The 16,576-nt window shown below is 69.2% G+C and carries 14 protein-coding genes and 2 pseudogenes; 3 read left to right on the top strand and 13 right to left on the bottom strand.

The window, feature by feature from the left end; translation table 11 throughout:
- Positions 1-6: 6 nt before the first annotated feature.
- The 7 genes from QGN31_RS06010 to QGN31_RS05980 all read right to left on the bottom strand — a co-directional run bounded on the left by QGN31_RS06010 (position 7) and on the right by QGN31_RS05980 (position 5,787).
- Complete coding sequence (locus tag QGN31_RS06010) at positions 7-471, bottom strand: hypothetical protein (RefSeq protein ID WP_014380857.1); 465 nt, start codon at positions 469-471, stop codon at positions 7-9.
- A complete protein-coding gene (locus tag QGN31_RS06005) occupies positions 464-1,726 on the bottom strand; it encodes a DUF58 domain-containing protein (protein WP_014942748.1) in 1,263 nt (420 codons plus the stop codon). The genes QGN31_RS06010 and QGN31_RS06005 overlap by 8 nt, the downstream gene beginning before the upstream one ends.
- A 7-nt stretch (positions 1,727-1,733) precedes the next feature.
- Positions 1,734-2,711: an AAA family ATPase gene (locus QGN31_RS06000; protein WP_014385578.1), complete on the bottom strand. Its 978-nt coding sequence runs from the start codon at positions 2,709-2,711 to the stop codon at positions 1,734-1,736.
- 19 nt (positions 2,712-2,730) lie between these two features.
- Positions 2,731-3,213 carry a hypothetical protein gene (locus QGN31_RS05995; protein WP_014383104.1) on the bottom strand — a complete coding sequence of 161 codons (483 nt, stop codon included), beginning with the start codon at positions 3,211-3,213 and terminating at the stop codon, positions 2,731-2,733.
- Complete coding sequence (locus QGN31_RS05990; RefSeq protein WP_041785156.1) at positions 3,210-4,157, bottom strand: DUF4129 domain-containing protein; 948 nt, start codon at positions 4,155-4,157, stop codon at positions 3,210-3,212. Before QGN31_RS05990 ends, QGN31_RS05995 begins: the two co-directional genes overlap by 4 nt.
- A gap of 158 nt (positions 4,158-4,315) precedes the next feature.
- On the bottom strand, positions 4,316-5,188 hold the full coding sequence (locus QGN31_RS05985; RefSeq protein ID WP_014385580.1) for an SDR family NAD(P)-dependent oxidoreductase: 873 nt from the start codon (positions 5,186-5,188) through the stop codon (positions 4,316-4,318).
- Positions 5,185-5,787: a TetR/AcrR family transcriptional regulator gene (locus tag QGN31_RS05980; RefSeq protein WP_008259472.1), complete on the bottom strand. Its 603-nt coding sequence runs from the start codon at positions 5,785-5,787 to the stop codon at positions 5,185-5,187. Before QGN31_RS05980 ends, QGN31_RS05985 begins: the two co-directional genes overlap by 4 nt.
- 60 nt (positions 5,788-5,847) lie before the next feature.
- On the opposite strand from QGN31_RS05980, the gene QGN31_RS05975 reads away from it, so the two are divergent.
- Genes QGN31_RS05975 through QGN31_RS05965 form a run of 3 tightly spaced genes read left to right on the top strand, consistent with a single transcriptional unit; the run spans position 5,848 to position 9,505 of the window.
- Complete coding sequence (locus QGN31_RS05975) at positions 5,848-6,984, top strand: phosphotransferase family protein (protein WP_014385581.1); 1,137 nt, start codon at positions 5,848-5,850, stop codon at positions 6,982-6,984.
- On the top strand, positions 6,984-8,099 hold the full coding sequence (locus QGN31_RS05970) for a hypothetical protein (RefSeq protein ID WP_014385582.1): 1,116 nt from the start codon (positions 6,984-6,986) through the stop codon (positions 8,097-8,099). Before QGN31_RS05975 ends, QGN31_RS05970 begins: the two co-directional genes overlap by 1 nt.
- A gap of 59 nt (positions 8,100-8,158) precedes the next feature.
- Positions 8,159-9,505: a flavin monoamine oxidase family protein gene (locus QGN31_RS05965; protein ID WP_009957462.1), complete on the top strand. Its 1,347-nt coding sequence runs from the start codon at positions 8,159-8,161 to the stop codon at positions 9,503-9,505.
- Here the strand turns inward: QGN31_RS05965 and QGN31_RS05960 are convergent.
- From QGN31_RS05960 to QGN31_RS05935, 6 genes and pseudogenes are all read right to left on the bottom strand, one after another.
- Positions 9,500-10,465, bottom strand: coding sequence for an alpha/beta fold hydrolase (locus QGN31_RS05960; RefSeq protein WP_014942750.1), 966 nt, complete (start codon positions 10,463-10,465; stop codon positions 9,500-9,502). The genes QGN31_RS05965 and QGN31_RS05960 overlap by 6 nt on opposite strands.
- Before the next feature lie 231 nt (positions 10,466-10,696).
- The gene (locus tag QGN31_RS05955; RefSeq protein WP_043955287.1) at positions 10,697-11,779 is read right to left on the bottom strand and encodes a helix-turn-helix domain-containing protein; all 1,083 of its coding nucleotides are present in this window, start codon (positions 11,777-11,779) and stop codon (positions 10,697-10,699) included.
- A 42-nt stretch (positions 11,780-11,821) separates the two neighbouring features.
- Complete coding sequence (locus QGN31_RS05950) at positions 11,822-12,985, bottom strand: glycosyltransferase (protein WP_014942752.1); 1,164 nt, start codon at positions 12,983-12,985, stop codon at positions 11,822-11,824.
- Between the two features lie 147 nt (positions 12,986-13,132).
- Positions 13,133-14,825 (bottom strand): annotated as a pseudogene (locus QGN31_RS05945) (CheR family methyltransferase).
- 99 nt (positions 14,826-14,924) lie between these two features.
- A complete protein-coding gene (locus tag QGN31_RS05940; protein ID WP_014385590.1) occupies positions 14,925-15,683 on the bottom strand; it encodes an STAS domain-containing protein in 759 nt (252 codons plus the stop codon).
- Positions 15,680-16,432: pseudogene (locus QGN31_RS05935) on the bottom strand (chemotaxis protein CheB); the annotation flags it as partial. The pseudogene QGN31_RS05935 and the gene QGN31_RS05940, both read right to left, overlap by 4 nt.
- Positions 16,433-16,576 lie beyond the last annotated feature (144 nt).

Raw genomic sequence — 16,576 nt, 5'->3', positions numbered from 1 at the left:
CGGCGCTCAGGCCAAGAACGGCCGGATCGCCAGCAGGTAGATCACCAGCGCACCCAGCGGGGCGGCCAACGGCAACCACGGCAACTGCAACGGGAACGACGTTGCGACCAACCCGGCGAACGTAAACCCCACCGCGGCAACGGCCGTCGGCCAGCTGCTCAGCACCACCGGGGCGGCCGCGCCGGCCGCATGGCGGCACACCAGGTAGGCGGCCGCGCACAATCCGGACAGCGCGACGAACACGACCGGCGGATCGGACAGCGTGACCGTCACGACCGCCAGCAGCACGGCAACCGTTGCGGCGAACCGGAATACCGTCCCCGCACCCACCGAAACCAGGGCCGCCACCCACGCGGCCACGGCGAAACCGTGCGAGCCCCCGGCCGCCGATCCCACCATGAGCAGACCGAACCCGGTCGCGAACGCGGGCGAGCCCAGCCGACCCAGCGCGCCCGCACCACCGCTATCCACGCAGCCTCCCGCGCACCCGGCGGCGGCGATCGGGCAGCACACCCATCGACTGCTCGAGGCCGCTCTCGCCCCGCCACGACACGATGTCCACACCGACGGTGGCCATGTCGCGATACATCGAGGAGCGCTGCAGCGCCCACATCCGATCGACCAACGGATCCTGATCGTCTTCGAACGGCGAACTGTCGAGGATGTCCACGGCCAACACGACATGGCCCCGCCTCCGCAGATCGATGAGGGCGAGAGCGAATTCGGTGTCGAGCAGCGTGGAGAACGCGATGACGATCGCCCCGGCAGGCACCGCCGCGCGCGGCGCCAGCGTGCCCGTGGTGCGCTCGAATCGGTCACCGGCACCGAGCACGGTGTCGAGCACCCGATAGAACTGGCGCTGCCCGATGTCGGCGCCGAGCCAGCGCGGACGGTTGCCCCCGAGCGCGACGATCCCGGCCCGATCACCGTGCCGCAGGGCGGTTTGCACCACTTGCGCCGCGCCCCGGACGACCCGTTCGGTGGCTACGGTCGCCGGACCCGCCGGCTGCCGATACCCGTCGATCAGCACGACCACGTCCGCCGCGCGGTCGGTCAACCGCTCCGTGACGTGCAGCTGGCCGCGGCGCGCGCTCACCGGCCAATTCACCGCGCGCAGTTGGTCTCCCGGCACGTAGGGACGAATGTCGGCGTATTCCACCCCGGGGCCGACGTGCCGGGTCAGGTGGGCGCCCAGCCGGTCGAGCAACTCGATCTGCGGGATGGGCGTGGCCTGCGGCGGCGTCAGCGGAAACACGATGACCTCGGCGGCGTCGACAACGCCGGTGCCGGTGAGCAGCCCACCGCGTGCGATCACCTCGACGCGGGCCGCGATCCGGTACCGTCCCCAGCGCTGCGCCGTGGCCGCCACCGTCTTCGCCCGGCCCGCATCGGCATCGGCGATCTCGAGCTCCATCCCCTCCACGTCCGGGACCGTGAGCCGGGCGGCCGACAACCCTTGTTCTTCCCCGCTGATCCACACCCGCAGGTGCGCCTGCTCGCTTTCGAAGCATCGCTGGGCGTCGGGCTCGCCGTGCACGCGAATTTCCGGCACCCGCCGCTGCCAGCTGATCGAACACAGCACGCCGAGCAGCGGCGCCGCGAACGCGATCAGCTGCCACCGGGCGCCGATGACGGCCGCGGCCATCGCGAACCCCGCGCAGGTGGCAACCGCGCGCGTCAATCCCGATGCGCGCCAGCGAAACTCGATCTCGCGGCCCTGCGTCACGCCGGACTCATCCGGTGTCCCCCGGGCTCGCGCCGGTGCGCGGCACCGGCAGCCGGTGCAGCAGCTCCCCGATGACGTCGGCGCCCTGGATCTTTCGCACCCACATCTCCGGGCGCAAGGTGATGCGGTGCGCGAGCGCCGCGGTGGCGAGCGCCTTGACGTCCTCGGGGATCACGTAGTCGCGGCCGAGCAGCAGCGCGCGGGCGCGGGCGAGCTGGACCAGATCGAGTTCGGCGCGCGGGCTGGCCCCGACCGCGACCTGCGGGTGGTGCCGCGTCGCGTTGGCCAGCGAGACCACGTAGTGCAGGACGTCTTCGTGCACGGTCACCTGCTCGACCGATTCCCGCATCGCCAGCAGGTCGTGCGCGTCCACGACCTGATTGACCGTCGGCTCGGCCGATCCGCGTTCGAGGCGCCGCCGCAGCATCGAGGTCTCGTCGCGTTCGGAGAGATACCGCAGTTCCAGCCGGATCGCGAATCGGTCGAGCTGCGCCTCGGGCAGCGGATACGTGCCCTCGTACTCGATCGGGTTGTCGGTGGCCAGCACGATGAAAGGCCGTGACAGCTGGTGTGTTTCGCCGTCGATGCTGACCTGTCGTTCGGCCATCGCCTCCAGCAGCGCCGCCTGGGTTTTCGGTGGCGTGCGATTGATCTCGTCGGCGAGCAACAGGTTGGTGAAGATCGGTCCGGGCCGGAACGCGAAGCGCCCCGACTGCATGTCGTAGATCGTCGACCCGAGCAGGTCCGCCGGCAGCAGGTCGGGGGTGAACTGCACACGGGTGAATTGCAGCCCCAGCGCGGCCGCAAAGGATCTCGCGATCAGCGTCTTGCCCAGGCCCGGCAGGTCCTCGATGAGGATGTGACCGCGCGCGAGAACGGCGGTCAGGATGAGCTTGAGCGCGGCGCGCTTGCCCACCACCACTCGTTCTATTTCGTCGAGGATCGCCTCGCAGTGTGCGGTCGTGGTTGCTGCCGGCAGCGTCATTTCTGGATCGCGCCCCCTGTCATACCTGCTCCAACTTTCGCAGAATCTCTTCCAGCGCCGCCCGGCCCGGCCCCGGCTGGCGGTCACCGTTGCGGATGACGTTGTTGGGGTTGACCCAGTCCCACAGCTCGACACCGAAGAGCATTCGGCCGGTCGCGTGGAAGGCGGCCGGATCTTTGGCTTGCCGTTGGCCCGTGGCGATTTCGTACCGTCGGGCCAGCATCGGGCGCAGATGCCGGTCCCAGTCGGCCCGGGTGGCCTCCGACCGGCGGATGGTCGTCTCGGTGGTGGAAAGCCAGCGGCGCAACGAATCCCCGAGGTCGTCGGCCTCGGGCTCGGTGCCGGCCTCGGGCGCGCGTCCCAGCGTGCGCCGCAGGCCGAGCAGTACCACGGCCAGCCCGATACCGGAGGCCGCCAACACGAGTCGGCGGTCATGCTGCGTCAGCGTCAGCAGTTCGATGGCGATGATGAGGCAAACTCCTAGGGTCGCGGTCTTTTTCATGCGACGCTCAGCGATCGGAGTTCGTCGAGGACCAATCGAAGCACGCGCACCGCCACGTCGCGGTGTCCCTCGTTCATCACGTGCGGACTGAACCGCGCCTCGGTGAACAGGTTCACCAGTTGTACGGCGTTATCGGCATGCAGGGCATGGCGTTCGACCGCACGGGCCAACACCTCGGACGGGGTATCGAAGTCCTGGGGGACGGCCCCGGGAACATGCGCGAGTTCGCGTTCCATCGCGGCGTAGCAGGCGATGATCGCCTCGCGCGGCTCGCGGCTGAGGTCCGTCATCTCCGCCAGCCCACGCTCGGCGGCCCGCGCCAGTGACCGCGGCGGCGCCGCGGCCGCCGGGGATTCGGCCGGCTCGTCGGCGATGCGGAGTGCGATCGGGTGCCGCCGTCGCCTCGCCGTGGCGACCGTTCCGGCGACGATCACGAACAACATCGCGGCCGTGCTGGCGAGCAGCACGCCGAGCATGCTCTGGGAACCGTCGCGCGGCCGGTGCTGCTGCTGCGGTGGTGGCGGCGAGCCGCCATGCCCCGACGGCGGCTGGCCGCCGGTCTCGGATGGGGAGGGAGCCGGGCCGATGCCGTGGGGCGCCAGGAGCCTGCTCAGCAGCATCACGATCAGCAGCCACGCGACGATCACCGCGAGGCCGATCAGCAACACCCGCCAGCTCGGTCGGCCCCTCCCGGTGCCCAGCATGTCGGACAGCGCCCCGGCGGACGGCGCGGGCGCACGGGGGTCTCGCAACCGCGCGACGACCGCGATCGCGACCAAGGCCAGCGTCGCCGCCAGGATGGCGACCACGAACACCATGGCCGCCCGGCCCCCCGACTCGCTGCGGGTCGCATGCTGCTGAGCCGGGAAATACCCGCGCAGGGCGGCCGCGACCACGAGTAGGAGAACGATCAGGGCCACGACCCGCCCTGTCGGCTTATTCATACCAGGCATGGGCACACCACTCAACCGGTTGCCTGCCGCCGTTGCGGCACTGGCTTTGCTCATACTTGCACGTCAGGCGGCCCTAGGGCCAGGACTGGCGTTCGATAGCGTCGGTGGCGTGGTCCGGGCTTCGCCGGAGTGCGATCGACCGCCCCGGCTCAGTCCAGCGCGAACGGCCGGAAACTGCCGTCGAGCACTTGTAGGTGCCCGATGGTGCGTCCGGTGACCTTGCCGGGGTCGACGAGCGCCAACTCCACTGCCGCGCGGGCGAATTCATCCGCGGACGCGGTGTCGTCGAAGTTGCGCGCGTAGTAGGAAAGCCCCGGCGTGAGGATGGGCTTGGACGGCGACAGCGCGTTGACCGCGATGTTGTGGTCGGTGAGATCGAATGCCGCGCATTGGGTTAGATGCTCGAGCGCCGCCTTGGACCCACCGTACCCGGGCAGCACACCGCCGCTGCGGTCGGCGTACGGGCCATCACCGGGCAGTCGCGACGCGACCGAGGTGATGTTGATGATCGACCCGCCGCCCGCCTCGATCATGTCGGGGCACACCAACTGCATCAGCTGGTAAGCCGCGAACACCGCGATGTCGAAATGCCGGCGATACGCGTGCAAGGGCGTACTGACGAACCCCGGCCAGCCGGGCTTGGCGGCGCCGCTCGGCGGTTTGGCGGGCTTGGGGCGCGGTTCGCCGCCGGGCGCCGGCGGGCGGCCGGGCGCGGTGAAGGCCGCATTGTTGACCAGAATCGCGATCGGGCCCAACGCATCTCGCGCCGAGTCCACCAGTCGGGCGATCTCGTCGCGGTCGGTCAGATCGGCGCGCACCGCGACGGCGCGTCCGCCCGCGGCCTCGATGTCGGCGACCGTCTCACCGATCGTTCCCGGCAGCCGGTCATCCCAGACCTCTTCGGTGCGCCCGCCGACCGCCACCGCCGCGCCCTCGGCGGCCAGCGCCAACGCGATCGCTCGACCGAGGCCGCGGCTGGCACCGGTGACGATCGCGGCGCGCCCGGCGAGCCGGCCCGTCATCGCCGCACGCCGTGCACGACGATGGCCGTGGTCTGCTCCACCCATGCGTCGTCGAGCTCTTCCTCCGGGCGCAGCAGCATCCGCAGCATCGTCGCTCCCCCAATCAACTCGATCAAGCGATCCGGATCCACGTCGGGATGGGCTTCGCCCCGGTCGACGGCCTCGCGCAGCCGCACCCGCACCGCGGCGAACAAGTCCACGAATCGCGACATCACCCGCGCGTTGAGCGCGGGATCGGCCGTCATGTCGGCCACCAGGCCGGGCAGCGCGGCGCGCACCACCGGGGTGGTGAACACGTCGCGGGCGGCCTCGATCATCATCCGCGTATCGGCGGCGATATCCCCGGCCGGCGCCTCCAGCGCGGTGGGGGCCACGGGGAAGGCCGCCTCATGCACCAGCTCGGCCTTGCTGGACCACCGCCGGTACAGCGCCGACTTCGTGGTGCCGGCGCGCTCGGCCACCGCGGCCAGACTGATGTTTGAATAGCCCGTTTGGACAAGCAGTTCCGCGGTCGCCGATAGGATGGCCGAGTCGATACGCGGATCGCGCGGGCGGCCGGCGCCGGGGGCCTTGTCAAGGCCGGACGGGTCTGCTTTCATAACGCTACCTACCGTATCGTAATTGCCGCGAAAAAGTCTCAAAGGATGGAGGCACTCCCCGTGGCCACTGAACCGGCAGTCGACAACGTCGACCGGCTGCAGCGCTCCAGCCGCGACGTCACCACGTTGCCGACGGTGATGTCGCGCTGGCTCTCCACCGTACTGCCCGACGGCGCAAAACCCGAGGTGACCGTCGAAAGCGGCGTGGATTCGACGGGCATGTCGTCGGAGACGATCATCTTGACCGTCCGCTGGCAGCAGGACGGGCAACCGACCGAGCAAAAGCTGGTGGCGCGGGTGGCGCCCACCGCCGAGGACGTGCAGGTCTTCCCGACCTACCGGCTCGACCACCAATTCGACGTCATCCGCAAGGTCGGCGAACTCACCGACGTGCCCGTGCCCCGGGTGCGGTGGCTGGAGAACACCGGTGACATCCTGGGCACACCGTTCTTCGTGATGGACTACGTCGACGGGGAGGTGCCGCCCGACGTCATGCCCTACACGTTCGGCGGCAACTGGTTCGCCGACGCGCCCGCCGAGCGGCAACGCGAACTGCAAGACGCCACCGTCGGCGTCTTGGCTTCGCTGCACTCGATTCCCGACGCGCGGAACACCTTTGGCTTCCTCACCGAGGGACAAATCGGGGACACCGCGCTGCGCAAGCACTTCAATTGGGTGCGGTCCTGGTATGACTTCGCCGTGCCCGACATCGGGCGATCGCCGCTTTTGGAACGCACCTTCGATTGGCTGGAGGCCAACTGGCCGACCGAAACGGCCGCCGCCGAGCCGGTGCTGCTGTGGGGCGACGCGCGCGTCGGCAACGTGTTGTACAAAGACTTCGCGCCGGTGGCGGTGCTGGACTGGGAAATGGTGACGCTGGGGCCGCGCGAGCTGGATGTGGCGTGGATGATATTCGCGCACATGGTCTTTCAAGAACTCGCCGGCCTGGCGACGCTGCCGGGGTTGCCGGAGGTGATGCGCGAGGACGACGTGCGCGCGACCTACGCGCGCCTGGCCGGCGTCGAAGTCGGCGACCTGCACTGGTTTTACGTGTACTCGGGCGTCATGTGGGCGTGCGTGTTCATGCGCACCGGCGCGCGGCGCGTGCACTTCGGCGAGACCGAAAAGCCCGACGATGTCGAATCGCTGTTCTACCACGCCGGATTGATGCGACGTTTGATCGGAGAGGACCAGTAATGCTCGGACCGCTCGACGAATACCCGGTACACCAGATCCCCCAGCCGATCGCGTGGCCGGGCTCCTCGGACCGCAACTTCTACGACCGCTCCTACTTCAACGCCCACGACCGCACCGGGAACATCTTCGTCATCAGCGGCATCGGCTACTACCCCAACCTCGGGGTCAAGGACGCGTTCCTGCTCGTCAGGCGCGGGGACACGCAGACCGCCGTGCACGTTTCGGACGCCATCGATCAGGACCGCCTCAACCAGCACGTCAACGGTTATCGGATCGAGGTCATCGAACCGCTGCACCGGCTGCGCATCGTGCTCGACGAAACGGAAGGCATCGCAGCCGATCTCACCTGGAAGGGGTTGTTCGACGTCGTCCAGGAGCAGCCGCACATCCTGCGTTCGGGCAACCGGGTGACGCTGGACGCCCAGCGTTTCGCGCAACTCGGCAGCTGGAGCGGCCACATCGTCGTCGACGGGGAGGAAATCACCGTCGACCCCAACACCTGGCTGGGCAGCCGCGACCGGTCCTGGGGCATCCGCCCGATCGGCGAGGCCGAGCCCGCCGGACGGCCCGCCGACCCGCCGTTCGAGGGCATGTGGTGGCTCTATGTGCCCATGGCCTTCGACGATTTCGCGATCGTCCTGATCATTCAGGAGGAGCCCAACGGGTTCCGTTCGCTCAACGACTGCACCCGGATCTGGCGCGACGGCCGCGTCGAGCAGCTCGGCTGGCCGCGGGTCAAGATCCACTACCGCTCGGGCACCCGCATCCCGACCGGCGCGACCATCGAGGCCACCTCCCCCGACGGCACCGAGGTCCACTTCGACGTGGAGTCCAAGCTGCCGGTCCCCATTCACGTCGGCGGCGGCTACGGCGGCGATTCCGACTGGATACACGGCATGTGGAAGGGCGAGAAGTTCGCCGAGCGGCTGACCTACGACATGACGGACCCGGCGATCGTCGCGCGCGCGGGGTTCGGCGTGATCGACCATGTCGGCCGGGCGCTGTGCCGCGACGGCGACAAGCCACCGGTGGAGGGCTGGGGCCTCTACGAGCACGGCGCGCTGGGCCGCCACGACCCGTCGGGATTCAAGGACTGGCTGACGGTCGCGCCGTAACCGGTCCGCGCTTCACGATTTCGCCCTGCAACTCGCAGAAATGCGGTTCACTAGACCGCGTGTCACAGCCGCCCCGGATCGTCGACGTCGTCGTGGTCGGAGCGGGCTTTGCCGGGCTGGCCGCCGCGCGCGAGCTGAACCGGCAGGGCCACGACGTGGTGGTCTTCGAGGGCCGCGACCGGGTCGGTGGGCGGTCGCTGACCGGCAGCGTCGCCGGATTGCCGGCCGATCTGGGCGGCACTTTCGTCGGGCCGACCCAAGACGCCGTGCTGGCGATGGCGGCCGAACTCGACGTTCCCACCACGCCCACGCACCACGACGGCAAGAACCTGATCCACTGGCGCGGCTGGACGCACGCGTATCGCGGCACCATTCCCAAGCTGTCCCTGACCGGGCTGCTGGACATCGGCCGGCTGCGCTGGCAGTTCGACCGGATCGCCCGCGGCGTCCCGCTGGCGGCCCCGTGGGACGCCCGCCGGGCGCGCGAACTCGACGGCCTGTCGCTCGGCGGCTGGCTGCGCTCGGTGCGGGCAACCGCCTCGTCGCGCGACCTGCTGGCGATCGTGGCGCGGGTGACCTGGGGGTGCGAGCCCGACGACGTGTCGATGCTGCACGCCGCCCGCTACGCGCACGCGGCCGGCGGCCTGGACCGACTGCTCGACGTCGAGGACGGCGCCCAACAGGACCGCTTTCCCGGCGGCACGCAACAGATCGCCGAAGCCGCGGCCGCCGAACTGGACACGCGGGTGGTGCTGGGCGCACCGGTGCGGCGCATCGAACGCCACGGTGCGGGCGTGACCGTGACGACCGATGTCGGCGAGACCGAGGCCGGCTTCGTCATCGTCGCGATCCCGCCGGCCCATCGCGCCTCGATCGAGTTCACTCCCCCGTTGCCCGCCGAGTACGAGCAGCTCGCCCGGCATTGGCCGCAGGGCCGGCTCAGCAAGGCGTACGCGGCCTATTCCACGCCGTTTTGGCGGGCCAACGGCTTTTCCGGGCAGGCGCTGTCCGACCGGGGCCCCGTTTTCATCACGTTCGACGTCAGCCCGCACCCGGACGGTCCGGGCATCCTCATGGGTTTCGTCGACGCCCGCGCGTTCGACTCACTGCCCGGCGACCAGCGCCGTCGCGACGTGTTACGTTGCTTTGCAACGCTTTTCGGTGACGACGCACTCAAACCGCTCGACTACGTCGATCATCGTTGGGGCGCAGAGGAATTCGCGCCGGGCGGCCCGACCGCGGCGGTGCCGCCGGGGTCGTGGACGCGGTTCGGGCGGTGGCTGCGCGAACCGGTCGGCCCGATCCACTGGGCGGGCACCGAGACCGCCGACGAATGGACCGGGTTCCTCGACGGGGCGATCAGGTCCGGCCAGCGTGCGGCCGCCGAGATCACCGCGCTGCTATGAGCTGATCCGGCTGGTCGCCGATTGGTGGATCGCCGCTTCGGCCAGCGTGCGCAGCTGGCGGCTCACCTCGCGCGGGTGCTCGAGCATCGAGCAGTGCCCACCGGGCAGCTCCACCAGACCGATCAGATTGGGCACGTCGCGTGCGATCCGGCGGGACTGGCTGATCGGTGTCAGCCGGTCGCGTTCGCTGCCGATGACCAGCGTCGGCACCGTCAGCCCGCTCAGGTCGAGATAGCGGGACCCCATCGACGTGACCAGCGCCCGCGCGCAGCCGGCCCGGCCCCGCGGCGACGCGTTCTCGAAGAGCTCGTAGACGAGGCGGGCGATGCTCGGGTCGGCGTCGCGCCCGGTCGCCAGCATCGCGACCACGTAACGGCTCGGGATGCGGGCCGCACCCGGGACGGGAAACCCACCAAAGACGCCGATGAGGGCCTGCCCGGCGAGCACCCGCGCCGGCGACAACCCGTGGGGCACCGCGAGAAGTTGCACGTTGCGAATCAGGTCGCCGCTCGTGGTGTTGATCAGCGCGACGGCGTCGGCGCGCCGCGGAACCTTGTGCCGGTAGCGCTCCGACCACGCGGCGATCGTGATGCCGCCCATCGAGTGGCCGGCCACCACCGCCCGTTCATGCGGCGCCAGCGTCGCGTCTAGCACCGAATCCAGATCGGACGCAAGGTGTTTGAGGCTGTACGCCTTGGCCCGCGGTACGCCGCTGCGGCCGTGCCCGCGATGGTCGAACGCGATCACCCGGTAGTCGCCGGCCAGGTCGACGATCTGGTAGGCCCACGCGCGGATCGCGCACGTGATGCCGTGCGTCAAGACGATCGGATAACCGTCAGCAGGCCCGAACACCTCCGCGTGCAGCCAGGTGCCGTCGGCCGCGCGGACCGGCAGGGTCTCGCTCGGTGGCAGCCGTTCGGGGAACGGGTCAAAGGCGCGTACCGCCCGTCGAGCACTCATGCGCCGCTCCCCCCTCGAACACGGCCCCGTCGCCGCAGCTAAGGATGAGACGATTTTATCCCGACATTCGGTATGGGTTTGGGAAATCCGGCTCTTCGGGTACCACATCGCGCTGACCGACGTACGGACGTGGATCCGCCCGGCTCCGGCCACCGCGACCGGCGCGGTGGTCGGTGGGCGCTATGCCGCGAAGCAACTGCTGCACCGGGTGAGCGGTTGATCGCGCGGCCGTCACGCCGGGGTCTGCTGGCGCAGCGTGGTGTGGGGGCTTTGCCCGTAGGTCTGCCGGTACAGCACCGCGAACCGCCCGGTGTGCGCGAAACCCCACCGCTGGGCGATTTCGGTGACGGTCGAGGTGCCCGCCGACGCCGCGATCAGCTCTAGATGGGCGCGGCGCAGCCGGACACGGCGCATGTACTCGGTGGGTGTGGTGTCGAGTTGGCGGCGGAACAGGTACTGGACCGCCCGGGGGGTCAGATGCACCGCGGCCGCGACATCGTTGATGCCGATGTCCTCGGTGGTGTGACGGTGGATGAAAGACACCGCCTCCTTAAGCGTTTCGGGCAGCGTGCCGTCGCCGCCCGGATCCTGCTCGGTCAGATTGGATGGATAACACTCGAGCAGCGCGCCGGCCAACAGGTTGGCCATGCCCGCGGCGATCATCGGTTGCTGGGCGGTGTCGGCACACGCCAACGTCGTCAACACGTAGTCGAGCGCGCGATGCCAGGCCCGCACGGCGGCACGCGAACGTGGTCGCCACTTCAAGAACTGGGTCCGTTGCGACAGCGCCGTGTGCCATTCGGCGGCGACCGCGTGCAGCACCTCCGCCACGAGGACAACCACATCGAAACGTGCCCCGTTGCAGTGCAATACACACGACATGCCGTGCGCGACGAGGATGGGGAAGTCCGCGGTCGCCGAGGGGCCGCCCGCGACGCTCAACGATCCCGCGCGCGGCTGTATGACGACAACGGTGTCGCCCGCCGGGATCTCGAGCGTCAATCGACCCTGGATCGCCACCTCGTCCACCGTCATCGATCCGGTGTCCCGGCGCCGATGCGACACCGCGCAGTGTCCGGTGAAGCCGGAGAGCCGCCAGCCCGGCCGATAGGCGGCGGCGAAAAGCCGGCGCGCAGCCCGCGCATCGATGCCGCGAAACTGCTTGTATTCCACCGCGACTGGCTGAACCCCGTGCTCGTGCTCACCTCCGAGCTCGGGACGTGCGGGGCGGTACTCGGCCCGGGTCTCCTCGCCCGCGGAACCCAGGAGCCCCCCAGAGGGCAAACTGGCGGTCGCGCGGGTCGCGGTGGTCATGGCCGGCTCGGAGGAAAGACCGGGGGCAGCCTCGTCATTGCATCACCGTGCCGCCGTCGAGGACAGATCTGTGGATGCCCGGCCCTGCGCGCCCAGGCTCTGGTAGACATTCAGCGCGTCGAGCGCGATTCGCTCCCATGCGAAGCGTGACTGTGCGCGGCTGCGTCCGGCCGCGCCCATGCTTTCGCACTGAAAGCGCTGGGCGAGAAGCCGTCTCAGCGCGGCTGCCAGGCCGACGGGATTCTCCGGGGGCAGTACGACGCCGGTGATGTCGTCGAGGACGACGTCGGCGAGGGCGCCCACCGTCGCGGCGACCACCACCACGCCACTGGCCATGGCCTGCAACGCGGTCGAGGGGCGCAACGGTTCGCGAGGGGTGCACACCATGACGTCGGCGGACCGGACCCACATCGGCATTTCGTTGCCGGGGATCGTGCCCGCGAAGCGGACGCGGTCGGCAACCCCGAATTCCTTGGCGAGATACTGCAGCTGGGCCCGCGCGTCGTCGTGCGCGGGGTTGGTCGCCTCGGTTTCCGCAATGACCAACTCCGCTCCGGGGACGCGGTACAGCGCGCTGATCGCAATGTCAAAACCGTTATGCTGCAGGGGGTTCGGCGCTATGCAGAGAACACGCTGCAGTCCGTCACGGGCAATTGCGGGACCGGCCGGGGTGTATCGCTCGGAATCCACCCCGCAGGTCAACGCGGACACCCGCGCCCGGCTGCGGCGCAGTTGGGCCAGGAGATCGACGTCGGCGCTGCTCTCGCCGGTCGCCCAGGCGGCGCCGCGCGCCAGCAACGGCTCGATGCGCCGGCGTTCGCTCCCATTCCCCGCGTGGGCGCCTGATGCCGTGGCGAGGCCCAAGAACGTCTGCACTACCGGGACACGCTGACGTCGTGCGGCCAGCTGGGCGGCCAACCCGCCCAGCCACCCGTACGCGTGCACGACGTCGGGTTGTTCCTTCGACCAGACCCGCTCGAGTCTGGCCGCCCAGTCCCCGACGTAGGGCAGCACGTCGGTGGCGGAGGCCGCGGCGCGCGGACCGACGGGGACCGACACGCTGCGGCAGGCACCGGCCCTGGCACGCCGCCGGCCGTTTTGCCGCAGGCAGACCACCGCATCGTGCCCCTGGGTGGTCAGCGCGGCGCCCAGCTGCTCGGGGTCCTCCCCGACCACGTCATCGCCGCTGACGATTGCGATCTTCACTCGCGGTTCCCTCCGCGCACGTCATCCATCCACCCCGACATCACCTGGGCATACCACCCTGGGGCGTCCGCGAAACGAACAAGATCACCGCTTCGTTTGGTGGCCGGGAATTCGGTTGATGGACCACACGTGTGCTGGCGTGGACTGCTAGCCCAGAACCTCCATCAGCAGCAGGGCGCCGCCGACCGTGCCGATGTTCGAACGAAACGGCGTGCAGGTGACCCGCACCCGGGCGGGGCGCCCGCGCCGGTTGACCGCGTCCACCACGACTTCCCCGGAGGTGTCGGGGTCGACGAAGGCGTTGCCGATCAACGGCAGCACGCCGTCGAGCGGAAGGCCGATGTCGAGGGCGGTCAGCCGCGACCCGAGCGTCTCGTCGGCGCGGAGCCCCCACAGGTCTTCGCAGCCGCGGTTCCACAGAACGATCTTCATTTCGCGGTCCACCACCACCATGCCGCTCTGGATCGAGTCGACCAGGGAATCCTGGAAGCTCTTCGCCTCGTCCAGTTCCAGGCTGCGTTCGCGCAGCATGTCGTTGATGGTTTGCAGTTCGTCGTTGGTGGACTGCAGCTCCTCGTTCATCGTCTCGAGTTCTTCGTTGGTGGACTGCAGTTCCTCGTTGGTGGTCTCGAGTTCCTCGACCGTGGATTGCAGTTCCTCGTGACGTCGAAGAAGACGATCGACACGCCGAGCAGACCGTTCTCGGCGTCGACGAGCGGATTCACGTGGATCTCGAACCACACCGTCTCGGTGCCCGGCCGCTGCCATTTGACGTCCTGGATCCGCGCGGGACGGCGCTCCACCTTGGCCTGCTCCACGTAGGCGCGTAGCTCCACCGGACGATAGGAGACCTCGAGATCACGCAGCAGCCGGCCGATGTCGCGCGCCGAGAGGCCGAACAGGGTTTCGGCCTGCTGGTTGATCATGGCGACGGTGTCCTCGCCGGTCACCACGATCTGGGCCACCGGGCTGGCGCGGAAGGCCAGGTCGCGCACGGTCGCCAGGCCCGGTAGCTCCGCGTGACGTTCGTAGAACGCCCCGCCCGGCTCGTAGCGATCCGCGCCGACATGGGTCCCGGCCGCCTTGCGGAAGATTCGGTGGTTCAGGCTCACCGGCGTGAATCGGTCACCATGACTGAGGAGCATCTCGGCGTGCCCGAGAAACAGCGTGCCCTGGGGCATGAGCGCAAAGTGTAGACGCCCCAACACATTCGCTGCGTCTCCGCGTTGAGATACATCAACGCGTTGCGGCACACCAGAAGGTCGACCCGTGATATCGGCGCATCCGTGACCAGGTCATTGCGGCCGAAGATCACCGCCCGGCGCAGGTCTTTGCGAAAGACGTAGCGGCCGTTGACCTGCTCGAAGTAGCGCCCGAGCATTTCCGGCGGCACGGACTCGACCGCCTTGGCGTCGTAGGACGCCCCGCGCTCCTCGCCGAGTGCATCTTCGTCGACATCCGTGGCATAGATTTTGACCCGCTGGCGAAACTCCTCGGCTCCCAGCGCCTCGGCCAGCATCATGGCCAGCGTGTAGGCCTCCTGGCCCGACGCGCATCCGGCGCTCCACACCCGGATCGGGTCGTCGGGTCCCCGCTCGGCCAGCAGCCGCGGGATGACCTCGGCGCCCACGTAGTCCCAGGCCTCCGCGTCGCGGAAGAACGACGTGACGTTGATCAGGATGGTGTTGAAGAGCGCGGTGAATTCGTCCGAGCTGGCCTGCAGAAAGTCAAGGTATTCCTCGAACGAGGTGTAACCCGCCTGGTCCATCCGGCGACGGACGCGGCGCATCAGTGAGGTGCGCTTGTAGCCCGTGAAGTCGAAGCCCCGCGAATCGCGCATATAGCGCAACAGGGCCTCGAAAGCCTCGTCAGTGGCGGATTCCAATGCAAGTCCCGTCCGACAACGGTTCGACGAAGGACTTGAACACTACTCGCGAAATCAGAGGCGGTTTTCCCGACCGACCAATGCCCAGACCGTCTTGCCCGACAGCGTGGGGGTGGCCCCCCACCGCCGAGACACGGCGGACACGATCGCCAGACCCGAGACGATGTGGGCGCCGCGGTCGGCATCTTCGTGCCGGGCCGGCAACTGCGGGCTGTTGTCCTCGACCGCTACGGAGACGATGTCTTGGTAGCTCTCGACGATCAGCACCGGAACGCTCTCGGTGTGGTCGAGGACGTTTTCGACGAAGACGGTGGCCACGGTGGCCGCGACCGCGATCACCTCGCGAATGTCCCAGTTGGTAAGCCAATCGGCAACCACGGTGCGGGCGAGATCGATGCTGGCGCTGGATCGCGACAGCTCGGTGCGGGCCCGCCGCCGGACCTTGACCGACTGCCCGTGCACCGCCTCCAGCGCGAGCTTGCGATCCGGATGCATCGGCACATATCGGGTGACCCCGGCCCTGGTGATCGCGCGGCGCACCACCGGTTGTTCGCACACCAGCAGGATCGGGACGTCCGGCCACACGCTGACGTGCCAGCGAGCGCTGGTGAACACCGTCCACGCCGAGGCTGACGGCGCATGCAGCCCGTTGATGTCGACGATCACCGCGCGCGGCGCGGCGATCGCGGCCTTGATCACGGCGTCGCGGATCGTTCGATAGGTGGAGCTGTCCAGCACTCCCTGCACCGTCAGGATGGCGGCATCCTCAACGGGTTCCAGCGCGATCCGCGGAGCGGGGCTGCGACCGGTCATCCGGCGTCACCCGGCTGTCGGGCGGCGCCGGACAGCCGGTCGCTGAGCACGTGCAGCGCGCGTTCGGTTTCCTCGGCGATCGCCGCGTAGCGGCGGACGAGCAGTCCCGGCCCGGCCCTGTCGGCCATGTCCCTTGCGAGCCGGGCCTTTTCCCGCAGGCTGCGCACCGCGATCCACAGCGCCCCCTCGAGCTCGTTGTCCCGCGCGCCGAGCAAGGCTTCGGCCGTCCAGGCGTGGCCGACCTGGCAGCGGAAGTTGCCCTCACTGATGGAAACCAGCGAACCGTTGCAATCGGGGCAGGTGTAGCCGGACGGCGACCCCAGTTTTTCCGTGTCGAAGTCGGTCGCGAACCGCGACCTCATGGCGATGCGGTTCTCGAGCTCCATCGCGGCGTCGCACTCCATGGCAAAACCCTCTATCTCTCGGTGCGACAGCTCTTTGAGGACGGCTCCGATGTCGGCCGCGTCGGCCTGCCGATCCACCACGCCGGCCTCGGCGGCGTTGACGGGCATCGCGGGGAACAATGCGTCCTCGGGTGACTGGCCGATGGCGGTGCCGCCTCGGGCACGGATGGCTCCCATTCCCAGCACGGAGTCGTCGAGCACGCCGGACAGCAGCACGCCGATCGCGCGGGGCCCGAATGCTACGGCGACCGATCGGAACAACGCATTGATAGCCGGCCGATGCCCGTTCTCGGTGGGCCCCTGGGACAGCAGGACGTGATGGTCGGAGACGAGCAGGTGGCGATCGGAGGCCCTGGAGGTCGCCCTCGAGGTCGCCACCGTCCGCCGCCGCAATCACCACTTCCGTCTACCCCGATCGATGGTAGGCAACCGTCGACGCGATGGACAGGGCCGGATTCGGGCCGTTTTACACCGGTTTCGCTGTGGTAC

The sequence above is a fragment of the Mycobacterium sp. 2-64 genome (assembly GCF_035918375.1).
In the GTDB taxonomy this organism is placed as follows: domain Bacteria; phylum Actinomycetota; class Actinomycetes; order Mycobacteriales; family Mycobacteriaceae; genus Mycobacterium; species Mycobacterium intracellulare.
This window is presented reverse-complemented; position numbering and strand designations above follow the sequence as displayed.

What these genes read in the sequence shown, in the direction of transcription:
- QGN31_RS05960 (WP_014942750.1), bottom strand. Translation starts at nt 10,465, where the DNA reads ATGAGTGCTCGACGGGCGGTACGCGCCTTTGACCCGTTCCCCGAACGG.
- QGN31_RS05995 (WP_014383104.1), bottom strand. Translation starts at nt 3,213, where the DNA reads ATGAAAAAGACCGCGACCCTAGGAGTTTGCCTCATCATCGCCATCGAA.
- QGN31_RS05940 (WP_014385590.1), bottom strand. Translation starts at nt 15,683, where the DNA reads ATGACCGGTCGCAGCCCCGCTCCGCGGATCGCGCTGGAACCCGTTGAG.
- QGN31_RS05985 (WP_014385580.1), bottom strand. Translation starts at nt 5,188, where the DNA reads ATGACGGGCCGGCTCGCCGGGCGCGCCGCGATCGTCACCGGTGCCAGC.
- QGN31_RS05970 (WP_014385582.1), top strand. Translation starts at nt 6,984, where the DNA reads ATGCTCGGACCGCTCGACGAATACCCGGTACACCAGATCCCCCAGCCG.
- QGN31_RS05955 (WP_043955287.1), bottom strand. Translation starts at nt 11,779, where the DNA reads ATGACCACCGCGACCCGCGCGACCGCCAGTTTGCCCTCTGGGGGGCTC.
- QGN31_RS06000 (WP_014385578.1), bottom strand. Translation starts at nt 2,711, where the DNA reads ATGACGCTGCCGGCAGCAACCACGACCGCACACTGCGAGGCGATCCTC.
- QGN31_RS05990 (WP_041785156.1), bottom strand. Translation starts at nt 4,157, where the DNA reads ATGAATAAGCCGACAGGGCGGGTCGTGGCCCTGATCGTTCTCCTACTC.
- QGN31_RS05980 (WP_008259472.1), bottom strand. Translation starts at nt 5,787, where the DNA reads ATGAAAGCAGACCCGTCCGGCCTTGACAAGGCCCCCGGCGCCGGCCGC.